The organism is Bacillus sp. FSL K6-1145 (genome assembly GCF_038003425.1).
In the GTDB taxonomy this organism is placed as follows: Bacteria; Bacillota; Bacilli; order Bacillales; family Bacillaceae; genus Bacillus; species Bacillus pumilus.
Window position 1 is genome coordinate 1,227,859 of the sequence record NZ_JBBOPC010000001.1, and the last position, 25,031, is coordinate 1,252,889.

Consider the following 25,031-nt stretch of genomic DNA (forward strand, 5'->3'; position numbering starts at 1 on the left):
AAGGAGGACGTCTCATGCAGCATCATGCTTATAGCCGAACGTCTGCAGTGTTGTCTATTTTTCTTCCAGCCGTACTCATCTGTCTGTTTTTTCTTTGGTCTCTTTATACGTTAATGTCAGCAGGGCCTGAACCGTTAGCTGTGTTAGGCGTTTATACGCTGCCTATCCTCATGCTTTCTAGCATCACTGGGCTGAACCAGCCGACAAACGTCATCATTAGTGAAGATAAACTCAAAATCGGAGCGTTTGGCAGATGGCACACATATGCGGTCTCTGATATTAAAGGAAAGCTTTTTATCAAGCCATACCCTCATATCGGAAAAGTCTATGTCAGGGTGGGCCCATCTCGCATATTCGGAGGACGTTACTGGATATCCAGTGAGATGAGTGAGTACAAGCAGCTTGTGCAAACGTTGCAGGATTTTGCGAAAGGTGATGAAAAGGAGGATGCAGCTACATGAAATCAGCTGTCTTTTATTCTTCAGAGGACATTCGGTATGAGGAGCGGAACCGGCCTGCGATTGGTAATGATGAAGTGCTATTAAGAATGCGTGCCTGCGGCTTATGCGGCACAGATATTTACAAAGCAACACATGAGACGGTACCTCCTGGAACGGTACTAGGGCACGAAATCGCTGGTGATATTGTTGAAACTGGAAAGCTTATGACAAATATAAAAACGGGAGACAGGGTTTATGTTGCGCACCATGTACCTTGCTTTACCTGTGACTTTTGTCAAAGGGGATTTTATACAATGTGTCCGCAGTTTGCAGCCACTAATGTAGAGCCAGGCGGGTTTTCAGAGTATATCCGCGTCCCTGCATTACATGTCAAGCACACAATGGGCAAGCTCCCGAATGACGTCTCATATGAGCAAGGGGCGATGGTAGAGCCAGTCGCCTGCTGCCTGCACGGTTTTGAACGAGCACCTGTTCATCCAGGAGATTCTGTACTGATCCTTGGAGCGGGGCAAATTGGCTGCATTCAACTACAGCTTGCCAAACATTACTTAGCTGGGAAAGTGATGATAACGGATGTGAATGAGAACCGGCTGCTGCAAGCGAGAAATTTAGGTGCAGACGTCGCTTTTCATCCAGCCTCTGAGCCGGTGGAAGACCGGGTCATGAGAGAAACAAATGGAAAGGGAGCAGACCTCGTCATTATTTCTGTTGGGAGTAGTGCGCTTTTAAAAGAAGCATTTCAATCGGTAGCGAGAGGTGGAACGATTTTAGTGTTTGCTCATTTTCCAAAGGGAGACGTCTCCATTCCGGCTGATCGATTTTTCCATGATGAAGTGAAAGTAGTAGGAGCCTATTCCTCACATCCTTATCACTACCTCGAAGCCCTTGAACTTCTAAGAGCAAAAGTGGTCAACACAGAAAAGATGGTGACGCATCGTTATCCGTTAAGTCAGCTCCTTCAGGCGATAGAATGCGCAAGGCACCCTGAAGGTGAGAGTGTCAAAATCATGATGTACCCAGATGAATGAGAACCTAGGAGATTGGAAGAGAAAGAGAAGTTCTTTAGAAAAGGGCTTTGCCTTTCTCTTTTTTTCTGATAAAAGATGAAAACGCTTAAAAATGATAGAGAAATGCTTGACTTCAAAGATACTTAAACGTATGATAATTACAAATGTAACATATAAGAACAAATGTAAAGGGGAGAGAAGAAATGCAAAAACAAATCACTTTGCCTGAACAGATTAGTCATGAGAGATTAGCAGATTTATATAAACAAATGTGGTTAGTGAGATATTTTGATGAAAAGGTCGATCAATTCTTTGCCAAAGGACTTATCCATGGAACCACTCATTTATGTGTCGGACAGGAAGCGTCAGCTGTTGGATCAATTGCCGTATTAAAGGACGAAGATAAGATCGTCAGCACGCACCGTGGACATGGTCACTGTATTGCAAAAGGTGCAGAGGTCAATAAGATGATGGCAGAACTATTCGGACGTGAGACTGGCTATTGCAAAGGAAAAGGCGGCTCGATGCATATCGCTGATTTAGAAAAAGGGAACCTTGGCGCAAATGGAATCGTTGGCGGCGGTATCCCGCTGGCAACAGGTGCAGCGCTCACATCTAAAATGAAACAGGAAGGCTATGTCGTTCTTTGTTTCTTCGGAGATGGAGCGACAAATGAAGGCAGCTTTCACGAAGCGCTAAATCTTGCATCCATTTGGGATCTGCCTGTTGTATTCATTTGTGAAAACAATCAGTACGGCATGTCTGGCCCTGTAAAAGAAATGATCAACATTGAAGACATTTCAACAAGAGCAGAAAGCTACGGAATACCTGGGAAATCGATTGATGGAAATGACATGGTCGAGATTATGAACTCAGTAGATGAAGCAGTCAGCCGCGCAAGAGCTGGAGAAGGTCCATCACTTATTGAAATGAAAACGTATCGCTGGAAAGGTCACTCTAAGAGTGATGCGAAAAAATACCGTACACGTGAAGAAGAAACAGAGTGGAGACAAAAAGACGGAATCAAGCGCTTTAAGTCTCTCTTGATTGAACTGAATGTTTTGACAGAAGAGCAGGCAGCGGCCTTGCAGGAAGAAGCGAAGCAGGAAATTGAAGCGTCTGTAGAATTCGCTAAAAACAGTAAAGAACCGTCAATCGATACACTATTAGAGGATGTATACGCCTAATTAGGAGGGGAATCACGTGACAAAAACAACAGTGAGAGAGATTTCATATTTAGAAGCCGTTCGAGAGGCTATGAGTCAGGAAATGAGAGAGAACCAAGATGTATTCATTTTAGGTGAGGATATCGGCGTATATGGCGGTGCTTTTGGGGTCACGCGCGGCATGATTGAAGAGTTCGGTCCGGAGCGCGTACGCAATACACCAATCTCTGAGGCTGCCATCGCAGGAGGTGCAGTCGGAGCGGCTTTGACAGGTATGCGTCCGATTTTAGAGCTTCAATTCTCTGACTTTATTACAATCGCAATGGATCAGCTTGTAAACCAAGCAGCCAAAACACGATACATGTTTGGCGGAAAAGGAAAAGTACCACTCGTTGTGAGAACACCAGCAGGATCAGGAACGGGTGCCGCAGCGCAGCATTCACAAAGCTTAGAAGCGTGGATGGCTCATATTCCGGGATTAAAGGTAGTTCAGCCTTCAACAGCTTATGATGCCAAAGGACTTTTAAAGGCAGCAATGGATGATGACAACCCTGTCATTTTCTACGAGCACAAGCTTTTATATAAAACAATCGGCGAAGTGCCTGAAGAGCCTTATTCGATTCCTTTAGGGAAAGCTGATGTGAAAAGAAGCGGGAAAGACGTCACAATTGTAGCAACAGCGATTATGGTACACAAAGCATTAGAAGCGGCGAAGGAACTAGAAGCAGAGGGAATCGATGTTGAAATCATTGACCCAAGAACACTTGTCCCATTAGATGAAGAAACCATTATCGAATCTGTGAAGAAAACAGGTAAATGTATCGTGGTTCATGAGGCGGTCAAACGAGGCGGCTACGGCGGAGAGATTGCAAGTATGATAGCGGAAAGTGAAGCGTTTGACTACTTAGATGCGCCGATTAAACGACTTGGCGGCCTTGCAGTTCCAATACCATACAACCCGACACTGGAAAAAGCGGTCATTCCACAAGTGCCAGATATTATTGAAGCAGCAAAAGAGCTTGTACGCTCTTAAATAAAGGGGAGAAGATCATGCCAAAAGAGATATTTATGCCGAAGCTAAGCAGTACGATGGAGATCGGAACCTTGCTTCAATGGTTGAAAGAAGAAGGAGATTCGGTTGAAATCGGTGAGCCTCTTTTTGAAATTATGACAGACAAGATCAACATCGAGGTGGAAGCCTATGATGACGGCATTTTTCTAAAGAAATACTACGAAGCTGATGATCAAATTCCAGTCAATGCTGTTATTGGATATATCGGAGAGGCAAATGAACAGGTGCCGAGCGAGCCGCCAGCACAGGCAGATGAGGATTCCTCAGAAAGCAGCGAATCGTCTTCACCAGACTCGTCTTCATCCAGTTCTACTGAAGCCCCAAAAACATCTGGTGAAAAAGTACGTGCCACGCCCGCAGCGAGAAAAACGGCAAAGGATCATCATGTGGCGATTCAAGAGGTATCTGGTACAGGGCCAAAAGGCAGAGTCCAAAAGCGGGACGTCGAGGCAGTCGTTCATTCTAGTGAGAAAGACCAGCGCGTCTCACCGCTTGCAGAAAAAGTCGCTGCTCGTGAAGGAATTGATTTAGCAGCAGTTTCTGGATCTGGCGCTCACGGTAAGATCATGAAGAGTGACGTACAAGCAGCAACGCAAACAAAAGAGGCTTCGCCTGTGAAAACACAAAAATTAGCTGGCATGAGAAAAGTGATTGCTGATCGCATGTCACAAAGTGCCTTTACAGCACCGCACGTCACATTAACAAGTGAAATTGATATGACGAAAGCGAAAGAAGTGCGTCAGCAGTTACTTCCGGCGATTGAAAAAGAGACAGGCTACCGGCTGTCGTTCACAGAAATCATCATTCATGCGGTCAGCCATGTACTCACGCGCCACCCGCAGATCAATATGACATTTGAACAAAATGAGCTCCATTTCCATGAAGATGTACACATTGGTCTCGCTGTTGCAGTGAAAGACGGCTTGATGGTACCAGTCATTTCTCATGCGAATCAAAAAGGATTAAAACAACTAACAAAAGAAGCGAAAGAAATTGGCCGAAACGCACGTGATCAAAAACTACTTCCTGACCAGCTGAAAGGATCCACTTTTACGATTAGTAACTTAGGCATGTATGCCATTGATACCTTTACCCCGATCATTAATCAGCCAGAAGTGGCGATTTTAGGTGTAGGACGGATTCAAGATAAACCTGTTGCAGTAGATGGAGAAATTCAGGTGCGGCCAATGATGGGTGTCAGTTTATCGTTTGATCACCGAGTAGTAGATGGCGCACCAGCGGCTGCCTTTTTAACAGACCTTAAAAAAGTGCTTGAACAACCATTTGAATTGCTAATGTAGGAGATGAATCGGATGACGAAAACGTATGATCTGACAGTCATTGGCGGAGGGCCTGGCGGGTATACTGCCGCCCTTCAAGCGGCTGAGCGCGGACGGAAGGTTGCTTTGATTGAGGAGGATTTTCTAGGCGGTACTTGTTTAAATCGAGGCTGTATCCCTTCAAAAACCCTGCTGAAACATGCAGAAGTCATTGAATCAATCGAGAAGGCGAAAAGCTGGGGAATCGAAACAGGTGACATGATTCTTTCCTTCGATAAAATGAGAAAGCGCAAAGATGACGTCATTGAAAAGCTCAGAGGTGGAATCGCCTTTTTATTAAAGCAAGGAAAGATTGATGTATATAACGGCAGAGGCACAGCGGTGACAAAGCACCGGATTGAGATTGAAAAACAAGATGGATCAGAATCGATTGAAACGAAAGAGTTAATCATTGCTACTGGATCTACACCAGCTATTCCGCCAATACCGGGGCTTAAAGATATTTCATTTGATACAAGTGATACAATCTTTGACATCCCAGATATTCCTGCTTCTGTCGTCATTATTGGCGGAGGCGTCATTGGTCTTGAGCTTGCTTGTATCTTCCAAAGTCTTCAATCAAAAGTCACCATTATTGAAGCGGCACCGTCCATTATCCCACAAGAGGATGAAGAAGCATCTAAGCTGCTAGAAAGAGAACTCAAGAAAAAGGGCATCCATATCGCGAAGAAAACCACTGTGACAGAGGTGACGGAAAGCGAAGGAGTCAAAGCGGTTCATGCAACAGATGATAAAGGGGAGACGCACATCTTTACAGCGGAAAGACTGCTTGTCTGCGTTGGAAGAAGACCGAATGTATCAGCTGTTAACCAGTTTGATCTTCAGCATGATGGTCCGTTTATCAAGGTGAATGATCGGATGCAGACAAGTGCTGAAGGTGTATACGCAGTTGGGGATGTCGCCGGCGGTTATCAGCTGGCTCATGCGGCGATGGCAGAGGCTGCTGTTGCGGTCAGCAATATTTGCGGCGTGCCTGAAAAAATGAATGCTGATATTATGCCTAGATGTATTTATACATTACCAGAGGTGGCAAGTGTTGGTCTTACGGAGAAAGAGGCAAAAGCCAAAGGGCTCAGCGTACAAACTGAACGATTTGATTTAGCGGCAAGCGGTAAAGCGTTAGCGGCAGGTGTTCAAACAGGCTTTATTAAATTGGTGTACGATACAGCATATGGTGAAGTGATCGGTGCAACGATGGTTGGTCCGCATGTCACAGAAATGATTTCAGAAGCTTCTTCCTTTATGTATTTAGAAGGAACAGCAGAAGAGATGGCGAAAATGATTCATCCGCATCCGACCATCTCAGAAGGTTTTTATGAAGCAGCTCTTGATATCGTGAGTAAGCTGAGAAAATAAATGCCAAACAAGGGATAGGGAGGAGATGCATGTGCACGTCCAGCTTCATCAGAAAGCGGCACTTGTGACAGGTAGCACAGATGGATTTGGAGAAGCCATCTGCCTGGCTTTAGCCCAGGCAGGTGCACATGTTTTTTTACACACATTTCATGATGAATCAAAGGCTAGAACCATTTGTGAAGACATTCAAAAAATGGGCGGTCAGGCGAGTATCATCATGAACCCGCTAGAAACGCCGCGTGATGCCACGCGTATGCTGAGGCAAGTGATCGATACATGCGGGAAACTGGATATTTTGGTCAATCAAGCAGCGCAAGGAGCTGAGGCGGAGCTTGATGCCGCTCACCCTAATGAGTGGATGGACGAAGTGGAAACAGCTGTGAATACTGTCTTTCTTTCCAGTCAAGCTGCCGTATGGCACATGGTTGACCAGAAAAAAGGCTGCATTATTAATATATCGTCATCAGGCAGTATCACAGGTGATGGCGGGATTTCACATGCGACATCGAATTCCATGCTGAATGCCATGACAAAAGGGCTGGCGCGAGAATTTAAAGACAAAGGCATTCGGGTGCTCGCCTTATTACCGCCCCCTCTCCATTTGATTCCTAATGCAGAGCAAATCAAGGAGACTGTGGCCCATATGACGGTCTTTTTAAGTACATCATATGGCGCATTTACTGATGGTGCAGCGATTATGCTTGATGGGGGTGAGAGTGCTGGCTAATGATCAAAAACCGGTTCTCATCGTTGGTGGTGCCCAAGGGATTGGAAAGGAAATTGCCGAGCGTTTTTTAAAAGAAGGGCACAGAGTGGCTGTGTCTGATATAGATGAACAAGGACTTTCACTTTTAAAAAAACAGCACTCTGAGCTGATGACATTTCAAGCTGACGTTTCATCGTGGGAAAGTGTTCAGCAGATGATCTCAGCAGCTGAAAGGGAGCTAGGCGGCATTGCTCATCTTGTGTATTCAGCAGGGATGACAAAATCACTTCCTTTTTTAGAAGTCGATTTTTCACTTTGGAAAAAGACACTGGCTGTGAACTTGTATGGTCTTTACTATTGCATCAAAGCGTCAGCACCTTATATATGTGAGCGGCAAGAAGGAAGCATTGTCGTGATTGGATCAGGATCTGCTATCACTGGCTCAGGCGGTGGAATTCAGTATTACGCCTCAAAAGCAGGTGCTTTTGGCCTGATGCGTTCGCTTGTAAAGGAATTAGGGGCACACCATGTGCGTATCAATGTGATTGCACCCCGCGTGATTGAATCTCAAATGCTTGATACGCTCTATCCTACTGAGGTGGAGAAAAGGCAACTACAATCGCTCATTCCTGTCGGGAGATTAGGAAGACCAGAGGATATCGCAGGACTCACTTTATTTCTTACAAGTGAAGAGGGAAGCTACTTGCACGGACAAATTATCCTGTTAGACGGCGGGAGAACGTATCAGCCAAAATATACGGAGGGAAAAAGAGCGGAGAGGTAATCGCTCTTTTTGTCATTTTCATAACAATTGTGCCAATTAGAAACGAATGTTTGGTATACTGGGAATCATAGTATATTAAAAGGATGATGTCACATGCTGAATTGGGAAGAAAGACGACAGCTCGTCAAAGTTGCTCATCTTTATTATACAGACGGGTGGACGCAGCAGGAAATCGCAAAAAAGCTCAATGTCTCAAGACCAGTCATTTCAAAGCTCTTACAAAAAGCAAAAGATGTGGGAATCGTTGAGGTGTACATTAAAGACGAAAGTATTCATACGGTGGAACTGGAAAAACAGCTAGAAACAACTTTTCAATTAACAGATGCTGTCGTTGTCCCAAGCGTCGGGACAATGTCTGAGATGGTGAAGCGGGCAGTCGGTCAAGCAGGCGCCTATTATTTATCTAAAAACATGAAAGACGCGGAGAAAATCGGCATTTCATGGGGAACTACACTGTCTGAGCTTGTAAAGGAATACCCGTTCGAGCGAAGAAATGATGTGAAGGTCATTCCATTAGAGGGCGGAATGGGCAGGCAGGCAGTCGACATTCATGCCAATCAGCTGGCATATGAGCTGGCAAAGAAAATGAATGGCACGTGTTCCTATTTATATGCCCCGGCGATTTTAGAAACAGAAGAATTAAAAGAGCGGCTCATGGCAATGCAGGATATAGAAGCTGTGCTTGAAGAAGGTAAAAATGTAGATATTGCCCTCATCGGTATTGGCAACCCGCATAAAGGTTCAACGTTAAAAACAGTTGGTTACTTAAAAGAAGAAGATTTATCTGGTTTAAGGCAATCAGGGGCTGTTGGTGATATTGGCTTTCGTTTCTTTGACGGTCAAGGCAAACCTGTCCAAGATGAACTGAACCAAAAGGTCATTGGTTTATCACTGGAGCAGTTAAAGAGCGTCAAAACGGTCATCGCTGTTGTAGAAGGAACCCATAAGGCTGAAAGTATTTTAGGGGCTTTAAATGGCGGCTTTATTCAAGTACTGGTGACAGACGAACTAACGGCCGCAGCCATTTTAAAGGAAGCTTCCGTCCAATAAACGGCGAGTACCCATCGAATTGTATAAAAAGAGCAACATCAAACGAGAAAGGAGCTGTGTATCTTGAAGAAAACCGAAATGGAAGCGAACCTACATTGTACTCGGTGCCAAGAAGAGACCCTCCACAGCATCGTTTATGTGAATGATCAGATGAAAAGCGTTGAGTGTACAGAGTGTCATCAGAAGATCAGTGTGAAAGTCGACATCATGAAGGAATTTTACAAAGAAGTATACGAAAAAATTGCGACAAAGCCAAAGCGGATGACGCAGGAATATAAGGCGAATTTGAATGGATTTATCTCAAGACTCCCAATCCGCGTGCTTAGTAAGCCATACCGGCTCATGAGATATTTAAACGAATCATACAAAGTGATTAAGCAATATAAAAAAAAGCAGAGCTGATTAGCGCTCTGCTTTTTTGTGTGTTTTTTTCATATAATAATAAATAGGCAGTCCAGCAATCCCGATCAGCATAGAGATGAGACAGCTTTTCCAGTCGGTGATCATGGTGCTGATTAAGACGAATAAAGAACCGATAATCGCAACGATTGGTGTGAGCGGATAAAGTGGTACGCTATAAGCACGCTCGATTCCTTTGTTTTGTTTTCTCAGTTTAAAGACTGCGAAAAAGGCCATGACATAAAAGATGTAGATCATGAAGATCGAAACCTCTGACAGCTTTTCTGGATTGCTGACGACCATAAACACAATGGCGATCAAAATTTGTACAAATACAGCAATCCACGGTGTTTTAAATGTAGGGTGAATACGTGAGATCGCGTTTGCGAAAGGAATTTGCTTTCGCTCTGCCATCGCGAAAATCACACGTGGGAATGAAAGAACTTTTCCGTTCAAACAGCCAAAGATACTAATGATGATGCCGATACTAATGACCTTACCGCCGATTGGTCCAAAGAGCATTGTCGCAGCAGTACTTGTCGCATTTTCTCCAAGCTGTACGATTTGATCTGCTGGTAACACGTGCAAAAGAGCGACATTAATAAAGAGATAGCAAGCCGTGACGATTAAAATCCCGCCTGCCATTGCACGAGGAAGCAGCTTCTCTGGGTTTTTCATCTCACCGCCAAGTGCTGCAAGCAATATCCAGCCGTCATAGGCAAACAACGTAGCCAAGATCGCTGCACCGAAGTTCATTTGAGCGATGCTATCGTTGACAGCCATAAAAATATTTTCGTTTCCTTTCCATAAGCCAAACACAATAATAGCGGCAATCGGGACAAGCTTTCCGATGGTGGTCAGCCCTTGAACAAAGCCGCCGTATTTTGTTCCCATGATGTTAATTAAACATAAAAATAAAACAGTGATAATGCCAATTGTTGTCGACCATAAAGAAGATAGAGAAAATAAATTAGCTAACAATGAACCAAAATAAAGACCGAGCGCACCGATGATGGCAGGTCCGTAAATGATAATCTGCACCCAGCCGCATAAATAGCCCCAAAACTCACCATACACTTCTTCAAGGTAGGCATACAATCCGCCAGTCCGGGGGATTTGTGTACCAATTTCAGCAACAGTGAGTCCGCCTGCAAGGGTTAAAATGCCGCCTAGCAGCCAAGCGAATAATGCGATATTTGAGCTTCCTGAATAGGAAAGGACGTTGCCTGGCTTCATAAAGACGCCGGACCCGATAATCGTCCCGATGACAAGAGATAGGGCGAAAAATAAGCCGATGTCCTGTTTTAACGCTGGTTGTTCTTTGTTCATTACTCGCGACCTCCTGCATCACTTTCGTACGTTACTGTGACATGTATTTCGTTCATTGTAATACGATTTTAGGAAAACAAGAATTAAAAAAATTTTCTGATTTTCGTATTTGTATTTAAAAGTGTTTGTTTATTGGAGATATCAGGGTGAATGTTTCGTTAAAAACGAACAATAAAAGATTATTTTTGATTTAATGTTAATTTTATCGTTAGAAAGCGAACATCTAGCCAAATGGTTGACTTTTCTTGAAAAATGACCTATTTTATTCATAAGGATATTATCTTGAATTCGAGATATTTAGAAAGAGGAGTGAACGTAATGAAAATCAATGGAATTCACCACGTATCTGCATTAACAGCCAATGCTCAAAAAAATGTTGATTTCTACCGCCAGATTCTTGGCTTAAAACTTGTAAAGAAAACGGTCAATCAGGATGACCCATCTATGTATCATTTATTTTATGGAGATGAGGTCGCTTCACCGGGAACGGAGCTCACATTCTTTGAAATTCCAATGCTCGCTCGTCGTTTGAAAGGAACAAACGCGATCACAAGCACAGGCCTTCTCGTTTCTTCTGAAGAAGCACTTTCATTTTGGGAAAAGCGTTTTGAAGAGACAGACGTACAGCAAGAAACGGCTTCCTTGAGAGGGGGCAGACCTGCCTTGCGCTTTCAAGACCCAGAAGGGCAGCAGCTATTTTTAACAGTAGAACCGAACGCACAAGAAGCAGGCTCACCGCCAGTGCATGATGATATTCCGGCAGAGTTTGCCATTAGAGGTTTGGGTCCAGTGGAATTAACTGTTGCAGAAGCGGACAAAACGATCCGTGTTTTAACAGACATCCTTGGCTTCACCGAAAGAGCGCGTGAACAATCAAATGATGGTGAGATCGTGACCATTTTTGAGTCAGGAAATGGCGGTGCTGGAACAGAAATTCATGTGATCGAAAAAACTGAAGGGCCTTCTGAGCGTTCCGGCAGAGGAAGTGTGCATCACGTAGCCTTTCGCGTGGAAGATGCAGAGGAACTGGAAAAATGGTATGACAAAATATCAAAAGCAGGCTTCACGAACTCTGGTGTTGTGGAACGTTTCTACTTTAAAGCCCTTTACTTTAGAGAACCGAATGGTATCTTATTTGAAATTTCAACAGACGGCCCTGGATTTACAGTCGACGAAGGAGTAGATGAGCTTGGCGATCAATTAGCCCTTCCGCCATTTCTAGAGCACAAACGAGCAGAAATAGAACAAAGATTAACGCCAATTCAGTCATCATAAAAAAGCAGCTCATGATGAGCTGCTCAGCGTATAGACAAACCCCCCGCATTCTTTGTCAGATCTGCAAAGGTTTTCTATCACGCTGAAAAGAAAAAAGGGCTAAAATCATCTTGATTTTAGCCCTTTTTCTTTTGCATTAGGAACTTACCTGCTTAGATTCAGTTTGTGTTAATGTCACCTTCTTCGTTTCTTCTTTTCCGTTTCGAATGAGTGTGATGTTTACGGTGTCTCCAACTTTCGTATTCGTGTATAGTTCATGACGTAATTCACTTCCGGTTTTGATTTGTTTCCCATTGATGGCGGTAATGACATCCTCAGACTTTAAGCCGGCTTTGGCGGCAGGTGAGCCTGCGGCGATTTCTTTGACGTATACGCCTTGATCAAGCTGACTATTTTTGAGGCCGAGTGTTTCTTTCTGATACACGTCCGGGACTTGTTCGAGATCCAGCATGCTGATGCCGATATATGGACGCTCAATCTTTCCTTTTGCGAGAAGCTGATCGGCGATTGGTTTGACATCATTGATTGGAAGAGCGAATCCGATGCCTTCAACACCTGTTTCAGAAATTTTCATACTCGTGATCCCCACAACCTTTCCATCTGTCGTAAGAAGCGGGCCGCCGCTGTTTCCTGGGTTAATAGCTGCATCTGTTTGAATGACATTAATGCTGCTTTCGCCTGCTGATGTGTTCATCGAGACTGTTCGGTCAACACCGCTGACAATTCCTTGGGTCACGGTTCTTGATAGATCTTCACCAAGCGGGTTTCCGATCGCGATAACGGTTTCCCCAGCACGTAGCGAGGAGGAATCGCCTAATGCCGCAACCTTCGTTACGTGACTGCTACTAATTTCTACAACTGCTAGGTCAGTCAGCGGGTCAGCTCCAACCAGTTTACCTTTGGCGGTTTTGCCATCGTGTAAGGATACTGTGAGTTTATTTGCCCCTTCAATGACGTGGTTATTTGTTAAGACATAGGCTTTACTGCCGGATTTTTTGAAAATCACTCCTGACCCTGTACCTGTTTTTTCCTCTTGACTGCTTTTATTTTGCTGTGATTCATCAAAAGGCGTATTGAAATCGCCGAAGCTCGTGTCTGTTTGACTTTGCGCTTGGTAGTTTGTAATGCCGACAATGGCTGGTGATACATTTTCCACCATGCTGGAGATGCTGCTCGATGAATGTGATGTTTGGACGGCGGTTGTTTTTGACGAATTGGCACTTGTATCATTTGTCGATACCACTGCTGAATTATGTGCTGTGTTGTCTGATGCGTGCTGGGCATATGGCGAAAGGACGTACACACCTAACGCCAGCGTACCGCCTACAACACCGCTGACAAATGGCTTAAACCAGCCGTTTGGCTTCTTCTTTCGTTTTTGCGGCTGCTCCGTTGTTTGAAGTTCTTGAGAAGGTTGTTGTTCATTTTTGTGATGTGTCATTCAAATCACTCTCTTTCATCATTTTTTCATGTATGGGTTTAAGGGGTTTTACCTTTTGTTGTGGATACTGACTTGATCGTAAGAAAAAAGTGTGGGATAAAAATGAAAACATTGTGGGAAATTGTTAAAATAAGTAGTGAATCTAAGCAAAATAGAGGAGATTAAACTGTGAAGACAATTGGAATCATTGGATATGGAAGCATGGCTGATATGATGGTGCAAAAATGGCTGGAAAAAGAAGTGCTCTATGCCCATCAAATCATGATCCATACAAGAAGTGAAACGGACCGCCTGCTTCAACTTAAAGACAAGCATCAAGAAATAAACATCTGCTCATTAGAGGAACTTTCTGCGTCATGTGATGTACTTTTTATCTGTGTGCCGCCGCTTGCTGTACTTGATGTACTCGATCAACTGTCTTTAGCAGCTAAATCGGTACATATTGTGTCAGTAGCCGCGGCTGTGACGTTAGACAAGTTATCAAAGCATACGACTCAACCAATATCCAGATACATCCCAACGCTCACGTCAGCTGCTGGAACGGGCGTTTCCCTCGTTGCGCATGGTGAAACTGCTGGAGAGGAAGAAAAGGCGCGTTTGCACCGCCTGCTTTCAGCTTTTAGCATCGTACGTGAAGTTGAAGAAGACAAGTTCGATGCGGCGAGTAACTTGACGAGCTCATCTCCTGGTTTTATCGCTGCTCTTTTTGAAGAAATGGCGAGAGCTGCTGTGAGAAATAGTGAGCTTTCCTTAGAGGAAGCGTATGAATTTTTAACGTATGCCCTTTTAGGCACAGGTCAAGTCCTTGTAGAACGGGGCCTCACCTTTGCTGAAACCGTCGATAGAGTGGCGACAAAAGGGGGCATTACAGGAAAAGGCGCCGAGGTTATTCAAAAGCAGGCACCTCAGATGTTTGATGATCTATTTACACAAACGATGAAGAAATATGAACAGCTGAAATCACAGATTAACGAAGCAGACAAACACCACTAAAGACATAGTTAGTGGTGTTTTATTTGTTAAAAAAATCCTTTGTCATACAGTCTTTTGATCTATAATATCTGAGTCTAATTTCCTTATTTTCAGACATTGTATTGAAAAATCGATCAAGTAATCATATAATTTTTTAGAAAATTTAGAAAAATATACACAAATTTTAAGTTTAATTTAAGGGGGATGGGAATGAAGCTCTATGTATCTGTCGATATGGAGGGGATTACTGGTCTAGCTGATCATACATTTGTCGATGCCCGTCAGCACAATTATGAACGGGGCAGAAAGATCATGACGAGTGAAGTGAATGCCTGTGTGGAGGCACTTCTTCAGCATGGCGCAACCAATATTTTGGTCAATGACAGTCATTCTAAAATGAATAATTTGTTGATTGAAGAATTGCATGAAGAAGCATCTCTTATATCTGGTGACGTCAAGCCTTATTCAATGGTTCAAGGGTTAGATCAAACCTATGATGCTGCTGTTTTTTTAGGCTATCATGCGAGGGCGTCCATGAAAGGTGTGATGTCCCACAGTATGATTTTTGGTGTTAGACATTTTTACATAAATGATCATCCAATTGGTGAAATGGGCTTTAATGCGTATGTTGCAGGCTACTATGGTGTGCCGGTGATTCTTGTTTGCGGAGACGATCAAGCAGCTCTTGAAGCAGAGAAGCTGATGCCTGGTGTGAAAACAGTGGCAGTGAAAGAGACCATATCAAGATCTGCTGTGAAATGTCTCACTCCTGCCAAAGTCAACCAACAAATCTCACAGCAGGTGGAAGCCGCAATGAAACAGATTCATCACATCAAGCCGCTGACGCCTCCTGATCAGCCGCTGCTGAAGATTGAGTTTGCCAATTATGGACAAGCTGAATGGGCGAATTTAATGCCTGGTACTGCCATTATTGAAGGGACAACAACGGTGACGTATCAAGCAGAGAATATATTAGAAGCCTACCAAGCGATGCTTGTCATGACAGAGCTTGCCGCACGTACAACATTTTGTTAAGCGAGGGGGAGACGGCAGATGACCAGCTTTTTGCTCAAGCGTTTTATTGCGATGATTGCCACGATTTTAACGATTACGACGTTAACGTTTATTTTAATGAAGGTCATCCCAGGATCGCCCTTCAATGAAGAACGAAATACAAACGAAACCGTCCAGCGAAACCTCGAAAGCTACTATCACTTAGACGAACCACTGTATGTTCAATATGTCATCTATTTAAAATCCATCGTTACCTTTGATTTTGGTCCTTCCATTAAAAAGCCTTCTGAAAGTGTCAATGATCTATTGGCGAGAGGCTTCCCAGTCTCATTAGAACTTGGTCTTATCTCAATATTGATTGCTGTCATCTCCGGCATCCTGCTAGGGGTCATGGCTGCCCTCCGGCACAATGGCTTGATTGATTATATCGCCATGACCATTGCTGTTTTCGGTATATCCATTCCAAACTTTATCTTTGCTACCTTATTAATTCAGCAGCTTGCTGTGAATTTGAACCTCTTTCCTACAGCGATGTGGACAAGTCCGATGCATATGGTGCTGCCAACCATTGCTCTTGCCGTTAGTCCGATGGCCATTATTGCCCGGTTAACAAGATCGAGCATGATTGAAGTGCTGTCTCAGGACTATATTCGCACTGCTAAAGCAAAAGGACTTTCTCCCTTTAAAATTGTGTTTAAACATGCACTTCGAAATGCGCTTTTGCCTGTTGTGACCATTCTTGGCACACTTGTCGCAAGCATTTTAACAGGAAGTTTTGTCATTGAAAAAATATTTGCGATTCCTGGCATGGGAAAATACTTTGTCGAGAGTATTAACAACCGTGATTATCCTGTCATCATGGGAACCACTGTTTTTTACAGCATCATTTTAATCACACTTCTTTTCATTGTCGATGTGGCGTATCGCCTGCTTGATCCAAGGATTCAGCTGCATCAGAAAGGAGGAAAGGCATGAGTATACATTTGCAGCAGGATCAACCGAATCCGCATCATGAAGTGCCGGACGAATGGTTTTCTCCGAGAGAGCAAAAGAAAACGGAGGCCCATGCCATTAAAAGACCCTCTCTTTCGTATTGGGCAGACACATGGAGGCGACTGAAGCAAAATAAGCTTGCGATGTTTAGTCTATCGGTATTGATTTTTCTTTTTATCATGGCACTATTAGGCCCATTGCTTGCACCTAATAGCGTGACAGAGCAGCGTCTTTCGATGCAAAATCTGCCGCCATCCGCTGCTCACTGGTTCGGAACGGATGAGCTTGGACGAGATGTGTTCACGCGTACATGGTACGGGGCGCGTATTTCTTTATTTGTAGGCGTCATGGCAGCCCTGATTGATTTTGCCATCGGCGTGATCTATGGAGGCATTGCCGGTTATAAGGGCGGGAGATATGACCATGTCATGATGCGAATCGTCGAGGTGCTCTACGGTCTTCCTTATTTACTTGTTGTCATTTTATTGATGGTTCTGATGGGGCCAGGGCTCGTCACCATTATTGTAGCGCTCACTGTCACCGGATGGATTGGAATGGCAAGAATCGTGAGAGGTCAAGTTCTTCAGCTGAAAAGCCAGGAATATGTCCTTGCCTCAAAAACCTTTGGTGCAAAGAGCCTTCGTATCATTCGCCGCAACCTGCTGCCGAATACGATGGGGCCGATTATCGTTCAGATGACCTTAACTGTACCAACCGCGATATTTGCAGAAGCGTTCCTAAGCTTTCTTGGTTTAGGCATTCAAGCACCGTTTGCAAGCTGGGGCGTGATGGCAAATGATGCGCTGCCGACAGTGCTGTCAGATAACGGGCATTGGTGGCGTTTATTTTTCCCTGCGTTTTTTATTTCGCTCACGATGTTTTGCTTTAACAATTTAGGTGATGGCTTGCAAGATGCGCTTGATCCGAAGATGAAGAGGTGATGGCGCTTTGAAAAAAGTTCTACAAATCATCGATCTGCACGTCAGCTTTCGGACATATGGCGGCTCAGTTCGAGCGGTACGCGGGGTGAATGTGGATGTATATGAAAAAGAAACCCTTGCCATTGTAGGAGAGTCAGGCTGCGGGAAAAGTGTGACTTCACAAAGCATTATGAGGCTGCTGCCAGCTTACAGCGCTCATGTTGATCGGGGAGAAATCTGGTTTGAAGACCGAAATTTGCTGTCATTATCTGAAAAAGAAATGCGCGCCATACGAGGTGTCGATATTTCGATGATCTTCCAAGATCCAATGACCGCACTGAACCCAACCTTGACAATTGGTGATCAGCTCATGGAGGCGGCAAAGGAGCATCAAAAGCTGACGAAAAAAGAAGTGACAGAAGCCGCCATTCGGATGCTTGATTTGGTCGGCATTCCGCAGCCGAAGGAAAGGTTAAAGCAATACCCTCACCAGTTCAGCGGGGGAATGAGACAGCGGCTCATGATTGCCATGGCACTAATTTGCGAGCCCAAAGTGCTGATTGCTGATGAACCGACGACTGCACTGGATGTGACCATACAGGCACAAATATTAGAGCTGTTTAAAGAGATTCAGAGAAAAACAGGGGTCACCATTATTTTAATCACACATGATTTAGGGGTCGTATCCCAAGTCGCAGACCGGGTAGCCGTCATGTACGGAGGGAAAATGGTGGAGGTCGGAACGAGGCGAGATATTTTTTACAGTCCGCAGCATCCCTATACAAAAGGACTTCTGCAATCCGTTCCAAGACTTGATATGAAAGATGAACTCATTCCAATTGAAGGAAGCCCGCCTGATTTATTTGCTCCGCCAAAGGGCTGTCCGTATACAGATCGCTGCCCGTCCGCCATGAAGGTGTGTGATCATATCATGCCGCACGAAACGCAGCGGTCACCTACCCACACAGTGCATTGCTGGCTCCAAGATGAGCGAGCGAATCAAACCGTTTTATCTTCAACACAAAGGGGGAGTTTTTGATGAGAAAAAAGGGATGGATCATCAGTATATGTTTGTTCACGATCATGCTGCTCGCAGGATGTACAGCCAATGAGCAAGCAGGGAAAGGATCATCAAGCAATCAGGGTGAAAAGAAAATATTAACCTTAAATAACGAAAATGAACCGACGTCGTTTGATCCGCCGATTGGTTTTAATAATGTATCGTGGCAAGGGCTCAATAACTTAATGGAGGGATTAACGAGACTGAATGAAAAGCACGAACCATCTCCTGCAATGGCGGAAAAATGGGAGATATCAGAGGATGGAAAAACGTACACGTTCCATTTAAGAGATGGCATCAAGTGGTCAAATGGTGATCCAGTGAAAGCGAGTGACTTTGAATATGCGTGGAAGCGGCTGCTTGATCCGAAAACAGGCTCATCTGCATCGTTCCTAGCCTACATGATTGAAGGCGGAGAGGCATTTAACAGCGGAAAAGGAAACAAAGAAGACGTGAAAGTCAGCGCTGTAAATGACAAAACGCTTAAGGTCACACTGGCATATCCGCAGAAATCGTTCTTAAATATGACCGCAAACCCTGCTTTTTTTCCTGTCAATGAACAGGTAGCTAAGAAGGACCCAAACTGGGCAAAAGACGCCAAAACCTTTGTCGGAAATGGACCGTTCAAGCTGACAGAGTGGAAGCATGATGAGAGCTTCACAATGGAAAAAAGTGAGACGTATTGGGACAAAAAAACAGTCAAGCTGGATCAAGTGAAGTGGCTGATGATCAGTGATCGAAACACAGACTATCAAATGTATCAATCAGGAGATTTAGATACTGCCTTTGTCCCAGCAGAGCAAAGTGAAAATCTGCTGAAAAATAAAGATGTACAAATTGAAGACCAGGCTGGATTGTTCTTTTATCGTCTGAATGTGAACATGGAGCCTTTTCAAAATAAGAACATCCGCAAAGCTTTTCAAATGGCGATCAACCCGCAAGATATCGTGGATTATGTAACGAAAAATGAAGAGAAGCCAGCACGTGCCTTCGTCTCGCCAGGCATTCTTGATTCAAAGGGTGAGGATTTCAGAAAAGCTGGCGGTGATCTTGTGAAGAATGATAAGAGTGAAGCTGCGAAGTTATTAGAAAAAGGGCTGAAAGAAGAGAACTATTCAAAACTGCCAGCCGTCACATTGACATACAGTACAAAGCCTGAGAACAAGAAAAAAGCTGAAGCCATCCAGCAGCAGCTGAAAGAAGCGCTAGGTGTAGATGTGAAGCTTGCAAACATGGAAGCCAATGTGTTTGCAGAAGATCAAAAGGCGCTCAAATTCCAATTCTCACAAAGTTCATTTTTAGCAGACTATGCAGATCCAATCAATTTCCTAGAGAGCTTTCAAACAGGGAATGCCATGAACCGGACAGGATGGTCAAACGATACCTATGATCAGCTGATCAAAAAGGCGAGCCAGGAAGCAGACGAGCAAAAGAGAAACAACATTCTTCATGATGCAGAGGCACTTCTCATTGAAGAAGCACCGATTATTCCGATTCATTTTTATAACCAAGTTCATTTACAAAAAGAAGGCGTGAAGGGGATTGTCCGTCACCCTGTTGGGTATATCGATTTGAAATGGGCACAAGTAGATGGAGAGTAATATTAGGATCAAAAGACGCTTTTAGATAAAAGCGTCTGTTCCTTTATTCGTTCATGTTATGAAGCAGAAACCCATAGATTGAAAGAAACAAAGAGAAAGAGGGGATATGGCATGAGCCAGCTTCCAGTGGCACTTCAAACAGGGGATACGGTGGGGATTATTGCACCAGCAAGTCCGCCTGATGAGCTGAAATTAGCAAAAGGGATTGCCTTTTTAGAAAGCCTCGGGCTAAAGGTGAAAAAAGGGAAGTATTTGGGCCGCCGGTATGGATATTTAGCAGGTCATGATCATGAAAGAGTGGAGGATCTTCATCGTATGTTTCAAGATCCAGAAGTGAAGGCGATTATTTGTGCTTGCGGAGGATACGGGACTGGCAGACTTGCGGAAGCCATTGACTATGACCTGATTCGCCGGAATCCAAAAATCTTTTGGGGCTATAGTGATATTACGTTTTTACATACGGCCATCCAGCAGCAGACGGGTCTTGTGACGTTTCATGGGCCAATGCTTTCCTCTGATGTGGGACTTGAGGAGGTCCATCCTTATACGAAAGATACCTTTTTACAGCTGTTCGCACCGAAAGCCTTTACGTATGCGCACCACTTGTCACCCCTTCATACTTTCTATCCGGGCACCGCTTCAGGTGAGATTGCAGGAGGAAATCTTGCCCTCATCGTGACAACACTTGGTACGCCTTTTGAAATCGATACGAAGGGAAAGCTTTTGTTCATTGAAGATATTGACGAAGAACCCTATAAAATCGATCGAATGATGCAGCACCTCACATCTGCTGGAAAATTGGATGATGCGACTGGATTCATCATTGGAGATTTTCATCAATGTGAGCCAAAAAAGAAAAATCAGTCCCTCACATTGAATCAAGTATGGGACACCTATATTGTCCCGCAAAAGAAACCTGCACTTGGGGGCTTCCGGATCGGTCATTCTTCGCCAAACTTTGCCATTCCAATGGGCACGCAGGCTGCATTAGATGCGACAGGAAAAAACCTGCACATTTCTCCAGGCGTTGCAGCGAAAGAGGTGATCAAATGAAAATCGTTGATGTTCGTACATTCAGAATGAGTGTACCGCTAAAAAAACCTTTCAAAACCGCTTTACGAACGGTGTATGACGCAGCATCTCTAATCGTTATCATCACATATGATCAAGGTGACGTCAGCTACGGAGAGGCAGTCCCGACAACAGTGATTACAGGTGAAACGCTGGAAAGCATCGACTATGCCATCTGCGAAGTGATCAGACCGAGTTTGCTTGGAGCTTCCTTGTCAGAATATGAACAAATTTTTTCTCATATGAACAGGGTGCTCGCTTGCAACACAAGCGCAAAGGCAGCGGTTGACATGGCCATTTATGATGGCTTAGCGAAGCAGGCAGGACTTCCGCTTTATCAATACCTTGGCGGATATCGCAGTCAGCTTGAAACCGATTATACGGTCAGTGTAAACCGTCCGCTTGAGATGGCGGAAGATGCGAAGCAATACGCAGCTGAAGGCTTTCAGACATTAAAGATCAAGGTAGGAAAAGATGATATAGATACGGATATTCAGCGTATCAAGCGAATTCGAGAAAAGATCGGGCCGGATATTCAGATTAGACTCGATGCGAACCAGGGCTGGACGTGGAAGGAAGCGGTCGTAGCCATTCGGAAAATGGAGCCACTGAATATCGAACTAGTCGAGCAACCAGTGCCAAAAGAAGATATCGAAGGCCTACGCCGTGTGACGGAGGCAACAGATACACTGATAATGGCAGACGAAAGTATTTTTAGTTTTCATGATGCGATCAAGGTGCTTGAAACGAGAAGCTGTGATTTAATCAATTTAAAATTAATGAAATCAGGCGGCATAAAAGAAGCCCTAAAAATCAATGCACTGGCAGAAGCATACGGCGTAAAGTGCATGATTGGCAGCATGATTGAGTCAAAACTTGGCATTACAGCAGCCGCTCATCTCGCCGCCAGCCAGCCAAATATCACCCGCTATGATTTTGATGCCCCGCTCATGCTAAAAGAGGACATGGTGGACGGAGGAATCGTGTACAAAGGAAAAGATATCTTTTTCCCGCCGCATCATGGGTTAGGCATTCAAGGAGTGAAAGGAGTCTCATGATGATATTTGAATCAAAGGTTGCAGTTGCGAACGTATGGACAGCGCCGCAGTCACCGAGAGAAATCGATCAAAAGGTACTTCAGAGCTCCTTCAAATTCAAAGAGTGGATTGACAAGCAAACATATGAAGAAAAATTGGCTTTATGTGAAGAAAATCTGATCCAGTCGCAAGTACTGCTCGGTGAACGAGTCATTGGCTTAGAAGAAACAGACGGCTGGATGAAAGTCGTTATTCCGCAGCAGGCCAGCCGGAAACACCCACAAGGCTATCCTGGCTATATACCTGCGAACCAACTAAAGCAAGTGACAGAAGGAAGTGCACCAACTATATCTCATATCGTTTGTCAGAAAAAAGCCATGCTCTATCGAAACGGGCAAGCGGACATGGAAATTAGTTTTTTAACAGAGCTCGCAGCTGTAGAAGAAACGAGTGATTGCTTTCGTGTTGTCACACCAGCAGGGACGAGAGAAATCAATAAAGCAGATGTGCATCCAGTTTCATCCATTTTTTCTATGGCCGGCAAAGATGTTGTAGACAAGGGAAAACAATTTATTGGTCTTTCGTATTTATGGGGCGGCATGAGCAGCTTTGGCTATGACTGTTCGGGCTTTGCTTACAGCATGTATAAAGCGTGCGGATATCTTTTGCCGAGGGATGCAAGTGACCAAGCAGTGCAAGGAACACCGGTCGCATCAAGCCATTTAGAACAAGGCGACTTATTGTTTTTCGCCAATGACAACGGAAAGGGAGCAGTCCGCCATGTTGGGATCTACGCAGGTGATGGTATGATGCTTCATTCACCTAAAACCGGCAGAGAAATTGAACTTCTTTCCCTTGCTGGCACTTCATATGAAAAAGAATGGGCAGGTGCAAGACGGTATTTGCCAAGCGAGAGGAGGAAAGGTCATGGCAGTTGAACCACTTTTACAAGTAAACAATCTCAAAAAACATTTTCATCTATCGAAAGGAAGAACGCTAAAAGCGCTAGACGGTGTCTCCTTTCAGCTGAAACAAGGCGAAACATTTGGCCTTGTTGGCGAGTCCGGCTGCGGGAAATCCACACTTGGAAAAGTGCTTATGCGCCTTTATGAACCGACAGATGGAGAAGCCTTGTATGAAGGGAAAAGCCTTCATCACCTTTCACAAAAAGAATCCTTTGATTTTAATCGGCAAATTCAAATGGTGTTTCAAGATCCGTATTCCTCCTTAAATCCGCGGCTATCTGTAAAAGATATTATGCTGGAGCCAATGGAGATTCATAACCTTTATGGGAGTCAAAAGAAAAGGGTTGCCCGGGTGAAAGAACTACTGGAAGCTGTTGGACTTAGCTATGACTTTGCCACGCGCTATCCTCATGAATTCAGCGGAGGGCAGAGGCAGAGAATCGGTATTGCAAGAGCACTCGCCTTAGCGCCGAAATTTATTGTGGCAGATGAACCAATTTCTGCACTAGATGTCTCCGTTCAAGCGCAGGTCGTGAATTTGCTGAAGAAACTGCAAAAGGAGGAAGGGCTGACATTTCTCTTTATTGCGCATGACTTGTCGATGGTCAAATATATTAGCGACCGAATCGGTGTCATGTATTTAGGTCATCTCGTCGAATTGACTAGCAGTGATACGTTATATCAAACACCGCTGCACCCCTATACACAAGCATTGCTGTCAGCGATCCCCATTCCAGATCCTGACGTGGAGGACAAGCGCAAAAGGTTCATTTTAAAGGGAGAAATTCCAAGTCCAGTGAACCCGCCAAGCGGCTGTGTATTTCGAACAAGGTGTCCTGCAGCGATGGATGTGTGTGCTGAAAAAAAGCCAACATTACAAGCAGTAGAAGAAGGGCATGATGTCGCCTGTCATTTATACGATCGGACATAAAAATAGGCAGAAAAAAAGCCAGCAAGTAGACAAACTGTTCTACACGCTGGCTTTTTTAGTGAACGAACGCCTAATCGGCAATGTGCAGCATCTAAAAGAGCCGCCAGATTTAATGATTTCTGAAAAATCCACTTCAATGACAGTGTAGCCGTGAGCGGTTAATGCAGCATTTGTTTCTTGATTGATGGGCAAACTGATCACTTTTTTCTGTCCAATGGATAAAACGTTTGGGCCGAGTGTGAATTGCTCTTGTTCGCTTATTTCAATTAGATGATAATGCATGTTGAGCAGGTGAAGATCCTCTTTTTTGAACGCTTCTGGATAAATCAATATCTCATCATGAGAGAGAATATTCATCACACAATCGAGATGCAAAATGTGAGGAGGAAGATGAATGGGAATGATGTCATGATCCGGCAGTTCTTTTTTAAGCTCATGAATAGCGGCTGGATTTGTTCTTTTGCTCGTTCCGACAAATACGCGTCTTTGATCCACAAGCACATCGCCGCCTTCAATCGTTCCATTTGTCAGGGTAACAGTCTTCAACCCATTTCCCTGTGCCCACTCTTTTAACAATTGTTCTTCTCCTTGCCTAACTGGAGCGGCCATGCTTGAAACAAAGAGTGTATGTCCAATCGTAAACCCAATATCCCGGGTAAACACTTGTTCAGGAAAGCGGTCATTTGCAGGAAGCATAATGGGGCGTACTTGATGGTCTTTTAGGGTTTGGATCAATTGCTTATGTTGAGTAATGGCTTTCATTTGAGAAATATTTTCTCTTGCAAAATGTTTTTGGGTTTCGTTGATGATCTGTTTGATTTCCATATAGATGGGACTGCATAAAAGGACTTCTTGTAAATCGTCATATTCACTCATGCATTGCGGCATTTTGTGTATTTGTTCTGCTCTCATAGAATCCATCAAATGGCCTCCTTGTTTGTTCATAGTTCTATTATTCCTCGTTCTAGTCATAGTTGAAACATTTCCGAAAGAAAATCTCTCACAGGAGACTAAAGCAAAATGTTTAGACAAACCTAAAAGAATAGTGTTTAATAAAAGTCGTTCCGCATTCACGAAAACA

At 44.2% G+C, this 25,031-nt stretch carries 24 protein-coding genes; 21 read left to right on the plus strand and 3 right to left on the minus strand.

The window, feature by feature from the left end; translation table 11 throughout:
• Positions 1–14: 14 nt before the first annotated feature.
• From MHH41_RS06050 to MHH41_RS06095, 10 genes are all read left to right on the plus strand, one after another.
• Positions 15–461 carry a hypothetical protein gene (locus MHH41_RS06050; RefSeq protein ID WP_003211419.1) on the plus strand — a complete coding sequence of 149 codons (447 nt, stop codon included), beginning with the start codon at positions 15–17 and terminating at the stop codon, positions 459–461.
• Positions 458–1,489, plus strand: coding sequence for an alcohol dehydrogenase catalytic domain-containing protein (locus MHH41_RS06055; RefSeq protein ID WP_212045783.1), 1,032 nt, complete (start codon positions 458–460; stop codon positions 1,487–1,489). Before MHH41_RS06050 ends, MHH41_RS06055 begins: the two co-directional genes overlap by 4 nt.
• A gap of 182 nt (positions 1,490–1,671) precedes the next feature.
• On the plus strand, positions 1,672–2,655 hold the full coding sequence (pdhA, locus tag MHH41_RS06060; protein ID WP_003211858.1) for a pyruvate dehydrogenase (acetyl-transferring) E1 component subunit alpha: 984 nt from the start codon (positions 1,672–1,674) through the stop codon (positions 2,653–2,655).
• A 31-nt stretch (positions 2,656–2,686) separates the two neighbouring features.
• Positions 2,687–3,667 carry an alpha-ketoacid dehydrogenase subunit beta gene (locus MHH41_RS06065; protein ID WP_034620051.1) on the plus strand — a complete coding sequence of 327 codons (981 nt, stop codon included), beginning with the start codon at positions 2,687–2,689 and terminating at the stop codon, positions 3,665–3,667.
• Positions 3,668–3,684: 17 nt separating this feature from the next.
• Positions 3,685–5,007 carry a dihydrolipoamide acetyltransferase family protein gene (locus tag MHH41_RS06070; protein WP_106032377.1) on the plus strand — a complete coding sequence of 441 codons (1,323 nt, stop codon included), beginning with the start codon at positions 3,685–3,687 and terminating at the stop codon, positions 5,005–5,007.
• A gap of 12 nt (positions 5,008–5,019) precedes the next feature.
• Positions 5,020–6,402, plus strand: a complete 1,383-nt coding sequence (gene lpdA, locus MHH41_RS06075) for a dihydrolipoyl dehydrogenase (protein WP_212045784.1) — start codon at positions 5,020–5,022, stop codon at positions 6,400–6,402.
• Positions 6,403–6,427: 25 nt separating this feature from the next.
• Positions 6,428–7,129, plus strand: a complete 702-nt coding sequence (locus tag MHH41_RS06080) for an SDR family NAD(P)-dependent oxidoreductase (protein ID WP_233421732.1) — start codon at positions 6,428–6,430, stop codon at positions 7,127–7,129.
• The gene (locus tag MHH41_RS06085; RefSeq protein ID WP_212045885.1) at positions 7,107–7,892 is read left to right on the plus strand and encodes an SDR family NAD(P)-dependent oxidoreductase; all 786 of its coding nucleotides are present in this window, start codon (positions 7,107–7,109) and stop codon (positions 7,890–7,892) included. Before MHH41_RS06080 ends, MHH41_RS06085 begins: the two co-directional genes overlap by 23 nt.
• A 93-nt stretch (positions 7,893–7,985) precedes the next feature.
• The gene (locus MHH41_RS06090; RefSeq protein WP_050945210.1) at positions 7,986–8,942 is read left to right on the plus strand and encodes a sugar-binding transcriptional regulator; all 957 of its coding nucleotides are present in this window, start codon (positions 7,986–7,988) and stop codon (positions 8,940–8,942) included.
• A 63-nt stretch (positions 8,943–9,005) separates the two neighbouring features.
• The gene (locus MHH41_RS06095) at positions 9,006–9,344 is read left to right on the plus strand and encodes a bh protein (RefSeq protein WP_034619978.1); all 339 of its coding nucleotides are present in this window, start codon (positions 9,006–9,008) and stop codon (positions 9,342–9,344) included.
• Here the strand turns inward: MHH41_RS06095 and MHH41_RS06100 are convergent, their stop codons facing one another.
• Positions 9,345–10,670 (minus strand): APC family permease, encoded by a 1,326-nt coding sequence (locus MHH41_RS06100; RefSeq protein ID WP_212045785.1) that lies wholly within the window; start codon positions 10,668–10,670, stop codon positions 9,345–9,347.
• A 318-nt stretch (positions 10,671–10,988) separates the two neighbouring features.
• On the opposite strand from MHH41_RS06100, the gene MHH41_RS06105 reads away from it, so the two are divergent.
• Positions 10,989–11,945, plus strand: a complete 957-nt coding sequence (locus MHH41_RS06105) for a ring-cleaving dioxygenase (RefSeq protein ID WP_003212217.1) — start codon at positions 10,989–10,991, stop codon at positions 11,943–11,945.
• A gap of 136 nt (positions 11,946–12,081) precedes the next feature.
• Here MHH41_RS06105 and MHH41_RS06110 read toward each other — a convergent pair whose 3' ends face one another.
• A complete protein-coding gene (locus MHH41_RS06110) occupies positions 12,082–13,386 on the minus strand; it encodes a trypsin-like peptidase domain-containing protein (protein WP_212045786.1) in 1,305 nt (434 codons plus the stop codon).
• 168 nt (positions 13,387–13,554) lie between these two features.
• On the opposite strand from MHH41_RS06110, the gene proG reads away from it, so the two are divergent.
• The 10 genes from proG to MHH41_RS06160 all read left to right on the plus strand — a co-directional run bounded on the left by proG (position 13,555) and on the right by MHH41_RS06160 (position 23,950).
• The gene (gene proG, locus MHH41_RS06115; protein ID WP_050945206.1) at positions 13,555–14,379 is read left to right on the plus strand and encodes a pyrroline-5-carboxylate reductase ProG; all 825 of its coding nucleotides are present in this window, start codon (positions 13,555–13,557) and stop codon (positions 14,377–14,379) included.
• Between the two features lie 189 nt (positions 14,380–14,568).
• Positions 14,569–15,393: a M55 family metallopeptidase gene (locus tag MHH41_RS06120; RefSeq protein ID WP_050945205.1), complete on the plus strand. Its 825-nt coding sequence runs from the start codon at positions 14,569–14,571 to the stop codon at positions 15,391–15,393.
• Positions 15,394–15,411: 18 nt separating this feature from the next.
• Positions 15,412–16,347, plus strand: a complete 936-nt coding sequence (locus MHH41_RS06125) for an ABC transporter permease (RefSeq protein WP_050945204.1) — start codon at positions 15,412–15,414, stop codon at positions 16,345–16,347.
• Positions 16,344–17,306: an ABC transporter permease gene (locus MHH41_RS06130; protein ID WP_044138912.1), complete on the plus strand. Its 963-nt coding sequence runs from the start codon at positions 16,344–16,346 to the stop codon at positions 17,304–17,306. The genes MHH41_RS06125 and MHH41_RS06130 overlap by 4 nt, the downstream gene beginning before the upstream one ends.
• Before the next feature lie 7 nt (positions 17,307–17,313).
• Positions 17,314–18,324: an ABC transporter ATP-binding protein gene (locus MHH41_RS06135; RefSeq protein ID WP_050945203.1), complete on the plus strand. Its 1,011-nt coding sequence runs from the start codon at positions 17,314–17,316 to the stop codon at positions 18,322–18,324.
• The gene (locus MHH41_RS06140; protein ID WP_050945202.1) at positions 18,324–19,946 is read left to right on the plus strand and encodes a peptide ABC transporter substrate-binding protein; all 1,623 of its coding nucleotides are present in this window, start codon (positions 18,324–18,326) and stop codon (positions 19,944–19,946) included. Before MHH41_RS06135 ends, MHH41_RS06140 begins: the two co-directional genes overlap by 1 nt.
• A gap of 111 nt (positions 19,947–20,057) precedes the next feature.
• On the plus strand, positions 20,058–20,999 hold the full coding sequence (locus tag MHH41_RS06145) for a S66 peptidase family protein (RefSeq protein ID WP_050945201.1): 942 nt from the start codon (positions 20,058–20,060) through the stop codon (positions 20,997–20,999).
• On the plus strand, positions 20,996–22,075 hold the full coding sequence (locus MHH41_RS06150) for a dipeptide epimerase (protein ID WP_050945200.1): 1,080 nt from the start codon (positions 20,996–20,998) through the stop codon (positions 22,073–22,075). The genes MHH41_RS06145 and MHH41_RS06150 overlap by 4 nt, the downstream gene beginning before the upstream one ends.
• On the plus strand, positions 22,075–22,992 hold the full coding sequence (locus tag MHH41_RS06155) for a C40 family peptidase (protein ID WP_050945199.1): 918 nt from the start codon (positions 22,075–22,077) through the stop codon (positions 22,990–22,992). The genes MHH41_RS06150 and MHH41_RS06155 overlap by 1 nt, the downstream gene beginning before the upstream one ends.
• Complete coding sequence (locus tag MHH41_RS06160) at positions 22,982–23,950, plus strand: ABC transporter ATP-binding protein (protein ID WP_003211497.1); 969 nt, start codon at positions 22,982–22,984, stop codon at positions 23,948–23,950. The genes MHH41_RS06155 and MHH41_RS06160 overlap by 11 nt, the downstream gene beginning before the upstream one ends.
• 39 nt (positions 23,951–23,989) lie before the next feature.
• Here MHH41_RS06160 and MHH41_RS06165 read toward each other — a convergent pair whose 3' ends face one another.
• Complete coding sequence (locus tag MHH41_RS06165) at positions 23,990–24,871, minus strand: dimethylarginine dimethylaminohydrolase family protein (RefSeq protein ID WP_050945198.1); 882 nt, start codon at positions 24,869–24,871, stop codon at positions 23,990–23,992.
• Between the last annotated feature and the right edge of the window lie 160 nt (positions 24,872–25,031).

Excerpts from the sequence above, each read along its gene's own strand:
- pdhA (WP_003211858.1), top strand. The coding sequence starts at position 1,672 with ATGCAAAAACAAATCACTTTGCCTGAACAGATTAGTCATGAGAGATTA.
- lpdA (WP_212045784.1), top strand. The coding sequence starts at position 5,020 with ATGACGAAAACGTATGATCTGACAGTCATTGGCGGAGGGCCTGGCGGG.
- MHH41_RS06085 (WP_212045885.1), top strand. The coding sequence starts at position 7,107 with ATGGGGGTGAGAGTGCTGGCTAATGATCAAAAACCGGTTCTCATCGTT.
- MHH41_RS06110 (WP_212045786.1), bottom strand. The coding sequence starts at position 13,386 with ATGACACATCACAAAAATGAACAACAACCTTCTCAAGAACTTCAAACA.
- MHH41_RS06120 (WP_050945205.1), top strand. The coding sequence starts at position 14,569 with ATGAAGCTCTATGTATCTGTCGATATGGAGGGGATTACTGGTCTAGCT.
- MHH41_RS06160 (WP_003211497.1), top strand. The coding sequence starts at position 22,982 with ATGGCAGTTGAACCACTTTTACAAGTAAACAATCTCAAAAAACATTTT.
- MHH41_RS06105 (WP_003212217.1), top strand. The coding sequence starts at position 10,989 with ATGAAAATCAATGGAATTCACCACGTATCTGCATTAACAGCCAATGCT.
- MHH41_RS06140 (WP_050945202.1), top strand. The coding sequence starts at position 18,324 with ATGAGAAAAAAGGGATGGATCATCAGTATATGTTTGTTCACGATCATG.
- MHH41_RS06055 (WP_212045783.1), top strand. The coding sequence starts at position 458 with ATGAAATCAGCTGTCTTTTATTCTTCAGAGGACATTCGGTATGAGGAG.
- MHH41_RS06130 (WP_044138912.1), top strand. The coding sequence starts at position 16,344 with ATGAGTATACATTTGCAGCAGGATCAACCGAATCCGCATCATGAAGTG.
- MHH41_RS06155 (WP_050945199.1), top strand. The coding sequence starts at position 22,075 with ATGATATTTGAATCAAAGGTTGCAGTTGCGAACGTATGGACAGCGCCG.
- MHH41_RS06050 (WP_003211419.1), top strand. The coding sequence starts at position 15 with ATGCAGCATCATGCTTATAGCCGAACGTCTGCAGTGTTGTCTATTTTT.
- MHH41_RS06070 (WP_106032377.1), top strand. The coding sequence starts at position 3,685 with ATGCCAAAAGAGATATTTATGCCGAAGCTAAGCAGTACGATGGAGATC.
- MHH41_RS06165 (WP_050945198.1), bottom strand. The coding sequence starts at position 24,871 with ATGGATTCTATGAGAGCAGAACAAATACACAAAATGCCGCAATGCATG.
- MHH41_RS06100 (WP_212045785.1), bottom strand. The coding sequence starts at position 10,670 with ATGAACAAAGAACAACCAGCGTTAAAACAGGACATCGGCTTATTTTTC.
- MHH41_RS06125 (WP_050945204.1), top strand. The coding sequence starts at position 15,412 with ATGACCAGCTTTTTGCTCAAGCGTTTTATTGCGATGATTGCCACGATT.
- MHH41_RS06145 (WP_050945201.1), top strand. The coding sequence starts at position 20,058 with ATGAGCCAGCTTCCAGTGGCACTTCAAACAGGGGATACGGTGGGGATT.
- MHH41_RS06080 (WP_233421732.1), top strand. The coding sequence starts at position 6,428 with ATGCATGTGCACGTCCAGCTTCATCAGAAAGCGGCACTTGTGACAGGT.
- MHH41_RS06150 (WP_050945200.1), top strand. The coding sequence starts at position 20,996 with ATGAAAATCGTTGATGTTCGTACATTCAGAATGAGTGTACCGCTAAAA.
- MHH41_RS06090 (WP_050945210.1), top strand. The coding sequence starts at position 7,986 with ATGCTGAATTGGGAAGAAAGACGACAGCTCGTCAAAGTTGCTCATCTT.